This window comes from Shinella yambaruensis (assembly GCF_022899355.1).
Lineage (GTDB): Bacteria > Pseudomonadota > Alphaproteobacteria > Rhizobiales > Rhizobiaceae > Shinella > Shinella yambaruensis.
This window is the reverse complement of record NZ_JALJCK010000016.1, coordinates 12,423-28,593: the sequence shown is the minus strand read 5'-3', so window position 1 is coordinate 28,593 and position 16,171 is coordinate 12,423. Positions and strand designations below refer to the sequence as shown.

Annotated in this window: 15 protein-coding genes; 12 read left to right on the top strand and 3 right to left on the bottom strand. The window is 65.9% G+C overall.

All coding sequences use genetic code 11. The features are described from left to right. Positions 1–107: 107 nt before the first annotated feature. From MUU56_RS28235 to MUU56_RS28180, 12 genes are all read left to right on the top strand, one after another. Positions 108–1,643: a trimethylamine methyltransferase family protein gene (locus MUU56_RS28235; protein ID WP_244770610.1), complete on the top strand. Its 1,536-nt coding sequence runs from the start codon at positions 108–110 to the stop codon at positions 1,641–1,643. Positions 1,644–1,716: 73 nt separating this feature from the next. Next, the gene (locus MUU56_RS28230) at positions 1,717–2,652 is read left to right on the top strand and encodes a GlxA family transcriptional regulator (protein WP_280531213.1); all 936 of its coding nucleotides are present in this window, start codon (positions 1,717–1,719) and stop codon (positions 2,650–2,652) included. 91 nt (positions 2,653–2,743) lie between these two features. Then, on the top strand, positions 2,744–4,048 hold the full coding sequence (locus tag MUU56_RS28225; RefSeq protein ID WP_244770608.1) for a M24 family metallopeptidase: 1,305 nt from the start codon (positions 2,744–2,746) through the stop codon (positions 4,046–4,048). Next, on the top strand, positions 4,048–4,728 hold the full coding sequence (locus tag MUU56_RS28220; RefSeq protein WP_244770607.1) for an isochorismatase family protein: 681 nt from the start codon (positions 4,048–4,050) through the stop codon (positions 4,726–4,728). Before MUU56_RS28225 ends, MUU56_RS28220 begins: the two co-directional genes overlap by 1 nt. A gap of 24 nt (positions 4,729–4,752) precedes the next feature. Then, a complete protein-coding gene (locus tag MUU56_RS28215; RefSeq protein WP_244770606.1) occupies positions 4,753–5,415 on the top strand; it encodes an ABC transporter permease in 663 nt (220 codons plus the stop codon). After that, complete coding sequence (locus tag MUU56_RS28210) at positions 5,412–6,527, top strand: ABC transporter ATP-binding protein (RefSeq protein ID WP_244770605.1); 1,116 nt, start codon at positions 5,412–5,414, stop codon at positions 6,525–6,527. Before MUU56_RS28215 ends, MUU56_RS28210 begins: the two co-directional genes overlap by 4 nt. Next, entirely contained in the window at positions 6,524–7,282 is a 759-nt protein-coding gene (locus MUU56_RS28205; RefSeq protein WP_244770604.1) for an ABC transporter permease, read from the top strand. The genes MUU56_RS28210 and MUU56_RS28205 overlap by 4 nt, the downstream gene beginning before the upstream one ends. A 23-nt stretch (positions 7,283–7,305) precedes the next feature. Then, positions 7,306–8,196, top strand: a complete 891-nt coding sequence (locus MUU56_RS28200) for a glycine betaine ABC transporter substrate-binding protein (protein ID WP_244770603.1) — start codon at positions 7,306–7,308, stop codon at positions 8,194–8,196. A 139-nt stretch (positions 8,197–8,335) separates the two neighbouring features. Beyond that, on the top strand, positions 8,336–9,460 hold the full coding sequence (locus tag MUU56_RS28195) for a mandelate racemase/muconate lactonizing enzyme family protein (protein WP_244770602.1): 1,125 nt from the start codon (positions 8,336–8,338) through the stop codon (positions 9,458–9,460). Further along, positions 9,457–10,464 (top strand): Ldh family oxidoreductase, encoded by a 1,008-nt coding sequence (locus MUU56_RS28190; RefSeq protein ID WP_244770601.1) that lies wholly within the window; start codon positions 9,457–9,459, stop codon positions 10,462–10,464. Before MUU56_RS28195 ends, MUU56_RS28190 begins: the two co-directional genes overlap by 4 nt. Before the next feature lie 28 nt (positions 10,465–10,492). Continuing rightward, on the top strand, positions 10,493–11,392 hold the full coding sequence (locus MUU56_RS28185; protein ID WP_244770600.1) for a glycine betaine ABC transporter substrate-binding protein: 900 nt from the start codon (positions 10,493–10,495) through the stop codon (positions 11,390–11,392). A gap of 88 nt (positions 11,393–11,480) precedes the next feature. Further along, the gene (locus tag MUU56_RS28180; RefSeq protein WP_244770599.1) at positions 11,481–12,416 is read left to right on the top strand and encodes an alpha/beta hydrolase; all 936 of its coding nucleotides are present in this window, start codon (positions 11,481–11,483) and stop codon (positions 12,414–12,416) included. Here MUU56_RS28180 and MUU56_RS28175 read toward each other — a convergent pair. From MUU56_RS28175 to MUU56_RS28165, 3 genes are read right to left on the bottom strand one after another with little or no spacing between them, the layout of a single operon-like run. After that, complete coding sequence (locus MUU56_RS28175; RefSeq protein WP_244770598.1) at positions 12,413–12,940, bottom strand: sarcosine oxidase subunit gamma family protein; 528 nt, start codon at positions 12,938–12,940, stop codon at positions 12,413–12,415. The two genes, MUU56_RS28180 and MUU56_RS28175, sit on opposite strands and share 4 nt — an antisense overlap. Next, positions 12,933–15,896: a sarcosine oxidase subunit alpha family protein gene (locus MUU56_RS28170; protein ID WP_244770597.1), complete on the bottom strand. Its 2,964-nt coding sequence runs from the start codon at positions 15,894–15,896 to the stop codon at positions 12,933–12,935. The genes MUU56_RS28175 and MUU56_RS28170 overlap by 8 nt, the downstream gene beginning before the upstream one ends. After that, the gene (locus MUU56_RS28165; protein ID WP_244770596.1) at positions 15,893–16,162 is read right to left on the bottom strand and encodes a sarcosine oxidase subunit delta; all 270 of its coding nucleotides are present in this window, start codon (positions 16,160–16,162) and stop codon (positions 15,893–15,895) included. Before MUU56_RS28165 ends, MUU56_RS28170 begins: the two co-directional genes overlap by 4 nt. Between the last annotated feature and the right edge of the window lie 9 nt (positions 16,163–16,171).

The window sequence follows — 16,171 nt, the reverse complement described above, 5'->3', positions numbered from 1 at the left end:
GGGATTGGCCATAGTTCCAGGGAGGCGGAACATAAACGCATGTCCGATGCCGAGGGCTCGTCATTGCCCCCTTGCGGCGGATGCAAGCGTGTGAAAGGCAGTTCTCGATGAGTGACAGACGCGGCGGCGGCCGGCGATCGCGGGCAGGCCGGGGTGGCGGCGGGATTTCGCAGCTGCCGTGGCAGGAGGTCGTCAACACCTATCCTCCGATGCAGCTTCTCGACGAGGAGCGTCTCGAGGCGCTTCACCGCAATTCGATGCGCATTCTCTCCGAGATCGGCATCCGCGTGATGAGCGAAAAGGCGATGGCGCTGTTCGAGAGGGCGGGCGCCATCGTCGACCGCGAGAACCTGACGATCCGCATCGACGAGACCATCGTCGCGGCGGCGCTGGCCACCACGCCGTCCGCCTTCACGCTCACCAGCCGCAATCCGGAAAAACGCCTGACGATCGGCGGCAACACCATGGCCTTCGGCCTCGTCGCCGGCCCGCCGAACGTGCACGACCGGGTCAACGGCCGGCGGCAGGGCAATCTGGCCGACTACCGGAACTTCACGCGGCTGGCCCATTACTTCAACGCGATCCATATCCTCGGGAACCAGGTCTGCGCGCCGATCGAGCTGCCGGCCAATTCGCGCCACCTCGATACCTACAACGCGAATATCACGCTCAGCGATCTCAGCTTCCACTGCACCGCCATCGGCCGGGGGCGCGCTGTCGACGGCATCAACATGATGGCGATCGCGCGGGGCATCGGCGTCGAGGAGATGCGCCGGTCGCCTGGTGTCATCACGATCATCTCCGTCAACTCGCCCCGGCTCTTCGATGATGCGATGGCGGACGGGCTCATCGCCATGGCCGAGCATGGGCAGCCGGTGACCATCACGCCGTTCACCCTCATGGGCGCCATGACGCCGGTGACGCTGGCGGCGGCGCTCTGCCAGCAGAATGCCGAAGCGCTGTTCGGCGTTACGCTTGCCCAGCTGGTCAATCCCGGCACGCCGGTCATGTACGGCGCGTTCACGTCCAATGTGGACATGCGCTCCGGTGCGCCGGCCTTCGGCACGCCCGAGAACACCAAGGCGAACATCATCGCGGGCCAGCTCGCCCGGCGATACGGGCTGCCCTATCGCACGTCGAATGCCAATGCCTCCAATACCGTCGATCTTCAGGCGGCCTACGAGACGGGGATGGCGACCTGGGGAGCGGTGCTCGGCGGCGCGAACCTCATCTATCACGCGGCGGGCTGGCTCGAAGGCGGGCTGACGGCCTCCTACGAGAAACTCGTGCTCGACGTCGAGATCCTGCAGAACATGATGGGCTTCCTCGCGCCCATGCCCTTCTCCGAGGACGATCTCGGCTTCGAAGCCATCAAGGCGGTGCCGGCCGGCGGACATTTCTTCGGCTCCGAACACACGATGGCGCGATACGAGACGGCCTTCTACCAGCCGATCCTTTCCAACTGGCAGAACTACGGCAGCTGGCAGGAGGCCGGCGGTCGCGATGCGCTGGAACGCGCGACCGACGTCTGGCAGCAGGCCTTGCGGGAATACGAGGAGCCGGCGCTCGATCCGGCCATCCGCGAGGAGCTCGACGCCTATATCGTCCGGCGCCGCGAGGAGATCGGGGCAGGGGAGCCATAAGCTTGGAGAACAGCCGGTGAAAGGGTCCGAACCGATCCGCTTTGCGGTTCTGATATTTCCGAACTTCCCGCTGATGGCCTTCAGCTCCATCATCGAGCCCCTGCGTGCGGCGAACACGCTCTCCGGCAGGCAATGCTATTCCTGGATCACCGTTGCGGCCGGTGAAAGGATCAAGGCGTCGAACGGGATCGGCATCGAGCCGGACTTCCATGTCCGCCGCGCGCCGGAGGTCGACCGGATCGTCGTGTGTTCCGGCGGCGATGCCGAGCATCTCGTCGCCGACGAGGAGATGGCGTGGATCCGCAAGAACCTCCGCGCCGGGGCCGAGCTTGGCGCGATCGCCGACGCAGCCTTCTTCCTCGCGCGCAAGGGGCTGCTCGACGGTCATGCCTGCACGCTGCACTGGACCAGCCAGCCTGCGTTCCAGGAGGCTTTCCCGCATCTCGACATGCGCTCCGACCTCTTCGTCATCGACCGCCGCCGCTTCACGTCCGTCGGCGGGATCGGCAGTCTCGACATGATGCTGGAGATGATCCGGCGCGACTATGGCGAAGACCTCGCCGACGGCGTCGCCGGCTGGTACATGCACAGTCCGTTGCGGCCCGACGCCGACCGACGGCTGCTGACATTGCGCATCCGCAGCGGCATTCGCGACGACCTCGTGCTCTCCGCCGTGGCGATGATGGAGGACGCCATCGAGGACGTGCTGCGGATCGAGGATCTGGCGCGTCGCCTCAATGTCTCGTCCGACAAGCTTGAGCGCTCCTTCAAGGCCGAGCTCGGGACGGCGCCCAATGCCTATTACCGCAATCTGAGGCTCGGCCGGGCCGCAGACATGCTGACGCATTCCAGCCTGCCGGTGAATGAGGTCGCCGTCGCCTGCGGTTTCGGCAATGCGGCCGCCTTCTCCCGGGCCTTCAAGCAGCGGTTTGGCTATGTGCCGCACAGCGTGCGCCGCCGCATCTCGCGGGCAGGTGAGGCGCCGCGTGCAATCGCGGGACTGAAATAATGGGCGGGTGCGGATTTCGGCATAGAATCTGCGGAGTTCGCGCAATTGCGTGCTCCGGTCCTTCTCCATTCTCTTGGAAAAGGAGAGCCCCATGAGCATTGTTGTATTCGATCCCGACAGCGTGGAAGACGTGGATTTCAAGGACCGCATGCGCCATCCGGCGGCAGCCGATCCGGCCGGCGGCATGTGGCTTTCCGACACGGAGCCGTCGTTCATCGATGCGGATGCGCTGCGCAAGGGGCGGCTGAGGAAGCTTCGCGACTGGATGCGCGCGGCCGGTTACGGCGCCGTGGTGCTTTTCGATCCCTACAACCAGCGCTACGCGACGGGATCGCGCAACATGTTCGGATATTTCCTGCGCAACTCGACGCGTTATTTCTTCATTCCCACGGAAGGTCCGATCGTCCTTTTCGAATACCCGCAGAGCTATCATGTCTCGATGGTGCTCGACACGATCGACGAGGCCCGCCCGTCCAAGCTCGTCTGGTCCTCGGTTTCCGGCAAGGACGACGAGACCGCCGGGCCGTTCGCCGACGAAATCACGGAGCTGCTCAAGCAGCACGGCGGCGGCTCGATGAAGCTCGGCATGGACCGCTGCAGCCACCTTCAGGCGCTCGCGCTCGAAAAGCGCGGCTGCGAGGTCAGGGACTGCCAGGGCGAGATCCTTGCCGTCAGGGCCGTCAAGACGCCGGAGGAGGTCAAGTGCCTTCAGGTCTCGATGGCCGGTGCCGAAGCGGCGGTTGCCGCCGTTCGCGAGGCGATCAAGCCGGGCGTTTCGGAGAACGAGCTTTTCGCGATCATGTATCAGGAGGTCATCCGGCAGGGTGGCGAGTTCATCGAGACGCGCCTTCTCAGTTCCGGACAGCGCACCAATCCCTGGTTCAACGAGGCGAGCGGGCGCAAGATCCGACCCGGCGAACTGGTCGCCCTCGATACCGATACGATCGGCTGCTACGGCTACTATTCCGATTTCTCGCGCACCTTCCGCTGCGGCCCCGGCAAGCCGACGCCCTACCAGAAATCGCTCTACCGGATGGCCTACGAACAGGTTCGGCACAATATCGATATCGTCAAGCCGGGCATGGCCTTCCGCGAGATCGCCGAAAAGGCATGGAAGATACCCGATCGCTTCGTCGATCAGCGTTACACGTCGGTGATGCACGGCGTCGGCATGCACGGCGAGACGCCGTTCATCGCCCATGCGATCGACTACGAGACCTATGGCCGCGACGGCCATCTCGTGCCCGGTATGGTCGTCTCCGTCGAGAGCTATATCGGCGAAAAGGGCGGCCGTGAGGGCGTGAAGCTCGAAGACGAGATCCTGATCACGGAAACCGGCACGGAGCTGCTGTCGCGCTTTCCCTATGAGGATGAATTCCTGAGTGGGGAGATTTGATGAGGAAGCCGTTGCGGATCGAACATGCGAAGGTTGCGGGTCTCTTCATCGACCTCCAGGAGGAGCATCGCCATGACGAGCGCTATCTCGTGGAAGGATACGGCACCGTCCTTCGCAATGCCGCCCGCCTCCAGGCGGCGGCGCGGCGCAACGGCATTCCGGTCTTCCACTGTGCCTACATCGTCGATCTCGCCGACCATGCCCGCCCGTTCCATCCGACGGGACCGGACGGGCGTTCCGCATTCAGCGACAAGGACGATCCGCTGACGGCGATCTGTCCCGAGGTCGCTCCGCGGGCGTCGGAGCGACTGCTCGTCAAGAACGAGGCGAGCGCCTTCGGCAAAAGTCCGCTCATCGCGGAACTGCGCGAGCGCGGCGTGGAATGGCTGGTGGTCGCCGGCGTGTGGACCGAGGCCTGCGTCGACGCGACGGTCAAGGACGCGATCAATCTCGGCCTGCATGTCCTGCTCGTCAAGGACGCCTGCGGCAGCGGCGGCCTTGCGATGCACCAGACGGGCATCCTCAACCTTGCGAACCGCCTCTATGGCGGCGCGGTCGTCGATACGCAGGCCGCCTGCGCCCTCATGGACGGCGATACGGTCGAGGCATGGCAGATCGAGGGATCCGTGCCCCTGCGCTTCACGTTTGAGAATGCCGCCGAAATCTACGGGCAACTCTAGTCAAGGAAAGGCAGGCCGCAGCGAATGGAGATCGTCCGGTTCATCATCGACAATCTGGACATCATCGGCGCGCGCGCGATCGAGCATATCTCGATCGTCTTCCTGGCCGTCGGCATCGCGGTCGCCACGGCGGTGCCGATCGGCATTGCCATCACGCAGTCGAAGAGCACGGCCGATACCGTTCTCTATCTTGCGTCGATGATGATCACCGTTCCCTCGATCGCCCTGTTCGGCCTGATGATCCCGCTCCTGTCGCCGATCGGGCACGGCATCGGCTATGTGCCCGCCGTCGTGGCCGTCGTGCTCTATTCCCAGCTTCCCATCATCCGCAACACCTACACCGCCATCACCAATGTCGATCCGGCGCTGCGCGAGGCGGCCAAGGGCATGGGAATGAGCACCTGGCAACGCCTTCGGCAGGTCGAGATCCCGCTCGCCATACCGGTCATCATGGCGGGCGTGCGCACCGCCGTCGTCATGAACATCGGCGTGACGGCGATTGCGGCCTATATCGGAGCGGGCGGACTCGGCACCTTCATCTCGCGGGGCATCAGCCAGTCCGATCCCCGCCAGCTGGTGACGGGCGCGCTTGCGGTCTCGCTGCTGGCAATCGCCGCCGACCTTTTCCTGGCGCTCGTGCAGCGCCTCCTCACGTCACGCGGCATCCAGGGGGACGTCACGCAATGATCCGGCTCGAGAACCTGACGAAGCACTTCGGCCCCGCGCACAATCCCTTCGTGGCGGTCGACAATGTCAACCTCGACCTTCCCACCGGCGAGATCTGCGTGCTGCTCGGTCCGTCGGGTTGCGGCAAGACGACGACGATGAAGATGATCAACCGGCTTATCCAGCCGACCAGCGGCAAGGTCTTCATCGACGGCAAGGACACCGGCACCGTCGATGCGATCGAGCTTCGGCGCTCCATCGGCTATGTGATCCAGCAGATCGGCCTGTTTCCGAACAAGACGATCGAGGAGAACATCTGTGTCGTGCCCGATCTTCTCGGCTGGGACCGCCGGAAGTCGCGCATGCGTGCCAAGGAGCTTCTGGAGCTGGTGGGCCTTCAGCCCGACCTCTTTCTCAAGCGCTATCCGAAGGAGCTTTCGGGCGGCCAGCAGCAGCGCGTCGGCGTCCTGCGCGCGCTCGCGGCGGACCCGCCGGTCATGCTGATGGACGAGCCGTTCGGCGCCATCGATCCCATAAACCGCGAGGTCATCCAGGAAGAATTCCTGAAGATGCAGAAGACGATCCGCAAGACGATCATCTTCGTCTCGCACGATCTCGACGAGGCGGTGAAGATGGCGGACAGGATCGCGATCTTCCGTGGTGGAAAACTCGAACAGTATGCAACGCCCGACGATCTGCTCGCCCGCCCCGCCAACAGCTTCATCGAGGATTTCCTCGGCTCCGACCGGGCGCTCAAGCGCCTCAGGCTCATCCCGGTGCGGAATGCCATGCAGACCGATTTCATAACGGTCCAGAACTCGGATTCGGTCGAGAGCGCCCTGGAACGCATGCGGTCGTCGGGCAGCGCCGCCGCCTTTGTGCTCGACGCGGAGGGTGTGCCACAGTCCCTTCTGAGCGCGCAGGTCGCGGGCGCGCGCTCCGGTGCGGTCGCCGACCACGCGGAACCCGTAAAGGGCGCCGTGCCGGTCAGCGGCGACCTGCGGCACGCGGTGTCGCTGATGTTCGCCCACGACATGCCCCTGCTGCCCTGCGTCGACGAGGGTGGCAGGCTGGCCGGCGTGATGAGCTATCGTTCCATCGTGCACAATCTCGGCCACGGGGAGACCGCATGAGCGCTCCCGCCATCCTGACCACGCCGCCACAGGAACGCCGCCGCCCCGCGCTCGCCCCGGTGCTCGTGCTGGTCGTGCTGGCGGGCGCGGTCGCCTGGCTGTGGTCGAGCGGCATGGCGGAGGAGATCCTCACCTATTCCGACGACATTTCCTACCTTGCCGTACAGCATCTGGAGCTCGTCGCCTGGGCCGGTGGACTTGCCATCCTCACGGCCGTGCCTGTGGGCATCGTGCTCTCCCGGCCTGCCTTCCGCGCCATTTCCGAGGCGGCGATGCAGGTCTTCAACATCGGCAGCACCGTGCCGACGCTGGCGATCCTTGCGCTTTCCATGACGCTGCTCGGCATCGGCACGGTGCCCGCGGTGTTCGGCCTGTGGGCCGCCACCCTTCTTCCGATCGTGCGCAACACCTATGCCGGCCTGCGCGCGGTGCCGCCCCACCTCGTGGAGGCGGCAACCGGCATGGGCATGACGCCGCGGCAGGTCCTGTGGCGTGTCGAGCTTCCAAACGCCCTCTTCGTCATCTTCGGCGGCATCCGCACGGCGCTCGCGATCTGCGTCGGCTCGGCGCCGCTGGTCTTTCTGATCGGCGCGGGCGGGCTTGGCGAACTGATCTTCACCGGGATCGCGCTGGACGAACTCCCGATGATGATGGCCGGGGCCATTCCCACGGCATTGATTGCGGTCCTGGTCGACTTCGTTTTCGGCCAGATCCAGTACCACCTCGTTCCACGAGGGATAAATCCGTTGCGATAACAAGAAAAGAGAGAGGAACTGAAATGACCTTCGTACCGAAACTTGCCAAGACCCTTTTGTCGGCGGCGGCCATCGCTCTTGCCGCGACGTCCGCCTTCGCTGCGACGATCACCGTCGGCGGGAAGAACTTCACCGAACAGCTGATCATCGCCGAAATCACCAAGCAGCTCCTCGGGAGCAAGGGCTACACCGTCGACAAGAAGGACGGCATGGGCACCAAGATCGTCCGCGCCGCGCTGGAGAACGGCGAGGTGGACCTCTACTGGGAATATACGGGCACGTCGCTCATCACCTTCAACAAGGTGACGGAGCGGCTTTCGCCGGAGGAGACCTACAACCGCGTCAAGCAGCTGGATGGCGAAAAGGGCCTTGTCTGGCTGGCGCCGTCCACGGCGAACAACACCTATGCCTATGTCGTCAAGCCGGGCAATGCCAAGACGGAAGGCCTGGAGACGATCTCCGACCTTGCCAAGGCCTATAACGACGGCAAGCCGATCCTCATGGGCACGACCGCCGAGTTTCCGAAGCGTCCGGACGGCCTGATCGGCCTGCAGGAGGTCTACGGGTTCGAGGCGGGCCGCGCCAATGTCCGGCCGATGGATCTCGGCCTCGCCTACAACGCGCTCGCCAACGGCGATCTCGATACGATCGCCGCACAGGCGACCGATGGCCAGATCGCCGCCCTCGGCCTGAAGGTGCTGAAGGACGACAAGGGCTTCTTCCCGAACTATGCACTGACTCCCGTCGTGCGCAAGGAGGTGCTCGACGAGCATCCCGATCTCAAGGACGCGCTCGAAGCGATCTCGACGAAGCTCGACGACGCCACGATGCAGCGTTTGAACAGCGAGGTCGACGTCGAGAAGAAGACCATCGAGACCGTTGCCGCCGACTACCTGAAGTCGCTCGGCATGTAAGCCGGCGCTTTTCGCGTCTCATCATCAGTCTCGCCCGCCTGCAGGTCCTGCAGGCGGGAGGGGAGGAGGCGTGCCGGAAGCCGGCCGCCGCATGCAGGAGGCCGGGCAATGCCGGCCGTCGTTTCGAGGAATCCCGGGAATGGTCAAGATATCAAGCATCCGCATCCGTCCGCTGGTCCTGCCTTTGAAGCAGCCCTACCACTGGTCCTACGGCATTCGGGAATCCTTTGCCGTCAATCTCATCGAGATCGAGGCGGATGACGGCACCGTCGGTATCGGCGAGTGCACGGTCGCACCGGACCAGACCGGCACGGCGGCCATCCTCCAGCGCCTCGCCAGCCATCTCGTCGGCCATTCGCCGCATGATGTGGCCCCGCTCATCGCGCGCATCTTCCACCGGGAATATCTCGGGCACGGCGCGAACATCATGCGGGCCGCCAACCAGATGTTCTCCGGTATCGACATGGCCATGTGGGACCTCCAGGGCAAGCTTGCCGGCCTTCCCGTCCACCAGCTGCTCGGCGGTGCGCACCGCAAGGCGGTCGGCTACTTCTATTTCCTCCAGGGCGAGACGGCCGAGGAGCTTGCGCGCGACGCCGCTGCCGGCCACGCCAATGGCGAGCGGGTCTTCTATCTCAAGGTCGGCCGCGGCGAGAAGCTGGACCTCGAAATCACCGCCGCGGTCCGCCGCGAGATCGGCGATGCGCGCCTGCGCCTCGATGCGAACGAGGGCTGGAGCGTGCATGACGCGATCAACATGTGCCGCAAGCTGGAGAAATACGACATCGAGTTCATCGAGCAGCCGACGGTGAGCTGGAGCATTCCCGCCATGGCGCATGTGCGCGAGAAAGTCGGCATTCCGATCGTGGCGGACCAGGCCGCTTTCACGCTCTACGACGTCTACGAGATCTGCCGCCAGCGGGCCGCCGACATGATCTGCATCGGCCCGCGCGAGATCGGCGGCATACAGCCGATGATGAAGGCGGCGGCGGTGGCGGAATCCGCCGGGCTGAAGATCTGCATCCATTCGTCCTTCACCACCGGCATCACCACCTGCGCCGAACATCACATCGGGCTTGCCATCCCCAATCTCGACGACGGCAACCAGATCATGTGGCAGCTCGTCGAGAAGGATATCGTGTCCTCCCCGGGCCTTGCCCCGAGGACCGGCTGGCTCGATGCCTTCAAGATGCCGGGGCTGGGTTTCACCCTCGCCGACGACCTCGTCGCCGCGGGCGAAAGACGCTACGCGGCCGGCCGATGAGCACGGTCGAGACGACCCGCGAAACGATCGAGGCGGTCTGCCTTGCCGCGCTGGAGAAGCATGGTGCTACCGTCGACAACGCGCGCGCCGTGGCGCAGGCGATCGCCAGGGCGGAGGCCGGCGGAAACCGTGTCTGCGGCCTCTACTACCTGCCGATCTTCTGCCGGCATCTGACGATCGGCAAGGTGGATGGAAAGGCCGTTCCCGATATGGCGCCACGCGGCGCCACGGTGACGGTCGATGCGCGATGCGGCTTCGCGCATCCCGCCATCGCGGCCGGTACGCCGGCCTTGGTCGACGCGGCCCGCCGGGCCGGCATCGGGGCGATGGCGGTGCGCAACTCCTATAATTGTCTCGCGCTTGCCCATCACGTCCTCCCGCTCGCGGAAAACGGCCTGATCGGTCTTTGCCTGTCGAATGCACCGGCCTCCGTCGCGCCGCCCGGTGCGACGCGGGCACTCTTCGGAACGAACCCGCTCGCCTTCGCCGTGCCTTCGGCGGAAGCTCCCCCCATTGTCGTCGACCAAAGCATGAGCGCCGTCACCAAGACGGAGATGATCCTCCGCCGCAATCGCGGCGAGGCAATCCCGACGGGCTGGGCACAGGACAGGCATGGACGGCCGACGACCGATGCGGCCACCGGCCTGGAAGGCTCGCTCCTGCCGGCCGGCGGCCGGAAGGGCGCCAATATCGCCCTCCTTGTCGAAATCCTGGCCGCCGCGCTGACCGGTTCGGTCCTCAGCACGGAGGCGAGCCCTTTCGGCAACGATGAGGGCGGCCCGCCGTGCGTCGGGCAGTTCCTGATCGCGATCGATCCCGGCCATTTCTCCGCCGGTCACTTCCCCGAGGCCATCGGCCGGCTGGCCGCGGCCCATGAGGCCGCAGGGGCGAGGCTTCCCGGGCGATCCGGGAGAAGCCAGCCTGTCCGCGTCGATGCCGCTCTGTGGGAGACGGCGGTGCGGCTTTCGGCATCGAACGACGCGGCAGACCCTCAAGTGAGTTGAACAACGACAGAACGAAGGGAACGACATGATGCGCATCATCGATAACATGAAGACTGCCATTCAGGCCGTACTGGTCGCCGGCCTTGCCATGACCGCCGCAGGCGCGGCCGCGGCGCAGGACATCAAGGTCGGCGGCAAGGATTTCACGGAGCAGTTCCTGCTTGCCGAAATGACGACGCAGCTCCTGCAGAAGAACGGCTTCACGGTGAGCAAGCGGGACGGAATGGGCACCAACATCGTCCGCGCCGCCTTGGAGAACGGCGAGGTCGACGTCTACTGGGAATATACCGGCACGGCGCTCGTCAACTTCAACAAGATCACCGATCGCCTGACACCGGACGAAACCTACAGGATCGTCAAGGAAAAGGATGCCGAGCGCGGCATCACCTGGCTTTCGCCGTCGCGCGCCAACAACACCTATGCGCTTGCGATCCGCAGGGACAATCCGAAGACCGACGGAATGGCGAGCCTGTCGGACCTGGCTGCCGCCTACAATGCCGGCAAGGATCCGGTGATGGCAACGACCGCGGAGTTTCCCAAGCGGCAGGACGGGTTGCTCGGCCTCCAGGAAACCTACGGATTTGAGGCGGGCCGGAGGAATATCCGGCCGATGGAAATCGGGCTGGTCTTTCCCGCCCTTCAGAACGGGGACGTCGATCTTGCGGTCGTTGCCGCGACGGATGGCCGGATCGCCGCCATGGACCTCGTCCTGCTCGACGACGATCGGCATTTCTTCCCGGACTATGCGCTGGTGCCGACGATCCGGAGCGATGTCCTGGAAGCCAATCCCAGGCTTGGCGAACTCCTCGATCAGCTTTCCGCCAAACTGGACGACGCGACCATGCAGCAGTTGAACGGCGAGATCGACGTGCGGAAGAAGTCGATCGAAGAGGTGGCAGCCGCATTCCTGGCGTCGAACGGCCTCTAGCTCCCCTGTCGGACCCCTGTCCGGCCCGCTTGCCGCGCTGACGTTCCAAGGTCAGCGCGGCTCTTTCCCGTCTATGCCGAGACCCGAGATGGATTATCGACTCGATCCCGACCTGCAGGCCTATGTGGACACGGTCAACACGTTCTATCCGCCGGATGCGCTCGCCTTGCCGGTCGGCGAGAACCGCAGGATCTATGACCGCATGTGCCGTGCCCTGCGCCAGCCGCATCCCGACGGCGTGAGCCGCACGGATCGTCGAGCCGAGGATTGCGGGCACAGCGTCGCCGTCCGGGAGTACCGGACCGGTGCGGATTATCGGCCGGATCGGCCGGTCGTTCTCTACTTCCATGGCGGCGGGTTCATTCTGGGCGGCCTCGAAAGCCACGACGATGTTTGCACCGAACTCTGCGCAAGGACCGGCCTGTCCGTCGTCTCGGTCGACTATCGGCTGGCGCCCGAACACCGTCATCCGGCGCCGTTCGAGGATGCCGTGTGCGCCTTCCGGTGGGCCGGCCGGCACTTCGCCGCGCCTCTTCTCGTCATGGGGGAATCCGCCGGGGGCAATATCGCGGCTTGCCTCTGCCACGCCATGAAGGGCGCAAGGCGGCCGGCGGTCGGCCAGCTTCTGATCTATCCGGCGATGTCCGCAGCCTGGATCGGCGAGAGCCATGAGCGGCATGCGCATGCCCCCTTGCTCTCCCATGACGATGTCAGGGCCTATGATGCGGCGCGGGCTGGCGGCGCGCCGCCCTATGACGACCCGCGCTTCAGCCCGCTCGCAGCCGGTGATTTTTCCGGCCTGCCCCCGACGGTCGTCTTCATCGCGGAATACGATCCGCTGGCCTGCGAGGGAGAAGCCTATTGCCGGGCGATCGGCGCGGCTGGCGGTACGGCATTGCTGCTGGCTGGCGCAGCCCTTCCGCACGGCTATGTGCGTGCCCGCGGTCTTTCCCTGCGGGCCAGGCGCGCTTTCGACGGGATCGTCCGCGAAACGACGAGGCTCGCCGCCGGATCCGCAGGCTAGAGGAATTCCGCGCACATAAGCGCGAGGTCGTCCCACAGGGCTTCGGCGAATCCACGCAGGACGGTGATCTCGAAGGCCTCCGCATCGAGGCGCGTGAGGTGGACCGAGACATGGCCGACAAGGGTCGCGGCCGTATGCCCCGGCGCAAAGGCGGACGGATGAAGGTCGACGGCCGTGCCCTTGGACAGCACCGTCGCGGCCATCGGCCCTTCCAGATGCAGGCGCACCCGGCCATGGCTCTGATCGATGCCGCTGGCATGCGGCTCCAGTGCCGCGAGCAGGCGGCATGCCTGCGGATAGGGGGTCGGCCGGTCACCGACGAGCAGCCACTGGCCGGGCGAGATCGCCCGCAGCGCAAGCCCGGTCTTGGCGGCAAGCCGTTCGAGGCCATCCACCGGGCCAGGCGTTTGCGGTCCCGCGATCATTTGCAGGATCGTGCCTTCGGGAAGCGCCGACAGGCGGATGCGCGACGAGGCGAGAGGCTTGCGGGCGGCAAGCGCCGGGAAGGGGCGAAGGTCAGGCATGGAGCTTCTCGTTGGCCGGATCGAAGAACACGGGAGCGCAGAGGCGTGCGGCGGTGAATTCGCCGCGCAGCCCGTTCCACACGGTGACGTCCTCGCCATGGCGCTCGTCGCCGTGCCTGACCAGCGCCAGCCCGATGGTCGAGCCGATATGCGGCGAGAAGGCGCTGGAGGTGACGTAGCCTTGGTCGTTCTCCAGGGTTGGGGCCGCGCCCTTCGCCAGGATATGCGCGCCGCTGCGGAAAGACTGGCCGGGATCGAGCGGCACGACGCCGACGAGGCGCGGCCGGTCGGGGGCGTTGAGGCCTTCGCGTTGCAGCATGGCCTTGCCGATGAAGTCCGGCTTGCTTGCCGACACCATCTTGCCGAAGCCGAGGTCGCCCGGGGTCACGGTTCCATTGATCTCGTTGTGGGTGACATGGCCTTTCTCGATGCGCAGAACGCTCAAGGCTTCCACGCCGTAGGGCACCAGTCCGTCGGCCTGCCCGGCCTCCGTCAGCGCCTCGGCGACGCGGTCGCCATAGGCCGCGGGGACGGCAAGCTCGTAGGCAAGTTCGCCGGAGAAGGAGATGCGGAAGAGCCGTCCGTGCAGCCTGCCGCCGAACAGCGAGACCTCCCGGGCCGCCAGGTAAGGAAAGGCGTCGTTGCCGAGATCCTCGTCGACGATGGCTTGCAGGATCTTTCGCGATTTCGGCCCGGCGATCGCCATCTGTGCCCACTGGTCGGTGACGGAGGCGAGGCGCACGTCGAGCTCCGGCCAGAGCGCCTGCGCGCAGAACTCCATGTGGTTCATGACCCCCGCCGCATAGGCCGTGGTCGTCGTCATGAAGAAGCGGTTTTCCTCGATCCGGCTTGTCGTGCCGTCGTCGTAGACCATGCCGTCCTCGCGCAGCATCAGCCCGTAGCGGGCCTTGCCGACCGGCAGCTTCAGGAAGGCGTTGCAATAGGCCCGATTGAGGAGCTCGGCGGCGTCCGGCCCGCAGATCTCGATCTTGCCGAGCATGGAGACATCGCAAAGCCCGGCATTGTTGCGCACGTTGAGAACCTCGCGGTCGACGCTCTCCCGCCAGTCTTTCTCGCCGGTGCGCGGGAACCAGGCGGAACGGTACCAGAGGCCCGTTTCGACGAAGACCGCGCCATGGCGCTCCGCCCAGCCATGCAGCGGCGATCGGCGCACCGGCTGGAAGTGCTCTCCGTGATAGGCGCCCGCAAGGGCGCCGAAGGAGACGGGGGTGTAGAATGGACGGAAGGTGGTCGTGCCGACCTCGCCCGGCGAAACGCCGCGCGCTTCGGCCAGCAGGCCGATGGCATTGATGTTGGAGAGTTTTCCCTGGTCGGTCGCCATGCCGCTGGTCGTATAGCGCTTGGCGAGTTCCACATGGCCGTAGCCTTCCTTCACCGCAAGATCGAGATCCCTGTGGTGCACGTCGTTCTGGAAATCGACGAAGGCCTTGCCCCGGACGCCGGGGATCGACCAGAGCACCTTGGCGGGCGCAGCCGGCGCATCGCCCTCGACCGGACCGAAGGGGATGGGGCTTGCGGCAAAGCCGAGCGCGGCGGCGAGGCTGGCGCCTTTGTGCGCGCCGTCCGCAAGGCAGGCGGCAAGGCCGGCGATGCCGGATGCGGCACCGGCGGGAGCGAGGCCATCGAGGCTTGCCGGGGATAGGAATGCCGCCTTCTCGCCGGACCAGACAGGTCTGCCGCCCCGATGGCAGGCCAGGTGGATGACCGGGCTGAAGCCGCCCGACAGGGCGAGCGCGTCCACCGCCAGCCGTTCCGTACGGCCGCCCGTGCGAATGTCGATGGCGGACAGGCTCCTGCCGCCATGAGCGTCGGTGACGACCGCGTTGCGGATGAGGCGCGCCTTTCCGGCATAGTCCGCGCCGCCGCTTTCACGCGGATCGATGATGGCCGTGATATCAAGGCCCTTCGCCTCGAGATCGCGGGCGAGTGCATAGCCGCTGTCATTGGTGGTGAAGATCGCCGTCGCCCTTCCGGGCGCGACGGCATGGCGATTGAGGTAGCTGCGCATGGCGCCGGCCATCATCACGCCGGGAATGTCGTTGCCGCCGAACACCAGCGGCCTTTCTTCCGCGCCGCTGGCGAGGATCGCGCCCTTGGCGACGATGCGCCAGAGGCGTTCGACCGGCACGGACGGCGCCGGTTCGGCGAGATGTTTCTGCACCCGCTCGACCGCGCCGAAGACATTGCCGTCGTACCAGCCGAAGACGGTGGTGCGCGTCAGCAGCGTGACGTTCGGCAGCGCCTCCAGCTCCGCGGCACAGTCCCGCGCGAAGGCCGGCGCCGTCCTGCCGGCGATCGTGGCGGTTTCGGACAGCAGTGCGCCGCCGGCCATCGCCTGCTCGTCGGCGACGATGACGCGCGCACCGGCCCGGGCGGCCGAAAGTGCCGCGGCAAGCCCCGTCGGCCCGGCGCCGATGACGAGAAGGTCGCAATGCGCCCAGCGCTTTTCATAGCGATCCGGGTCGGCCTGATGCGTCGCCCTCCCGAGACCGGCGGCCTTGCGGATGAAGGGCTCGTAGACCTTCTCCCAGAAGGCGGCGGGCCACATGAAGGTCTTGTAGTAGAAGCCGGCGCCGAGGAAGGGCGAGAGGAGGCCGTTCAGCGCGCCGATATCGAAGTGGAGCGAGGGCCAGCGGTTCTGGCTGCGGGCCGCAAGGCCGGCATAAAGTTCCTGCATGGTGGCGCGGGTATTGGGCTCCGTGCGCCCGCCGCTGCCGATGGTCACGAGCGCGTTCGGCTCGGCGGCGCCGGCCGTCAGGATGCCGCGCGGACGGTGGTATTTAAAGCTGCGGCCGACGAGCCGGCGGCCGTTGGCCAGCAGGGCGGAGGCGAGGCTGTCGCCCTGGAACCCCTGCATCGGCTTGCCGTCGAAGGTGAAGGCGAGCGGCTTGCTGCGATCGATCAGGCCGCCCTGTGGCAGGCGATGGGAGCTCATGCGGCGTGTCCTTGCGCTGCGGCATCGCGGCAGGCGGCGACCTGGTGGGTGATGGTGTCGCGGCTGACGACCAGCCATCGGCGGCAGCCGGCGGTGTGGTGCCAGTATTCCGCATAGGACCCGCGCGGATTGTCGCGCAGATAGACATAGTCGAACCACTCTGCCGGATCGGCGGTTGGCGCGGGGCGTGGCAGCGCCGCACCCTTGATGGTGAATTCCTCTTTCGGTCTTGGCCCGCAATGCGGGCAGGGCACGAGGCTTGCCATGTCAAATCT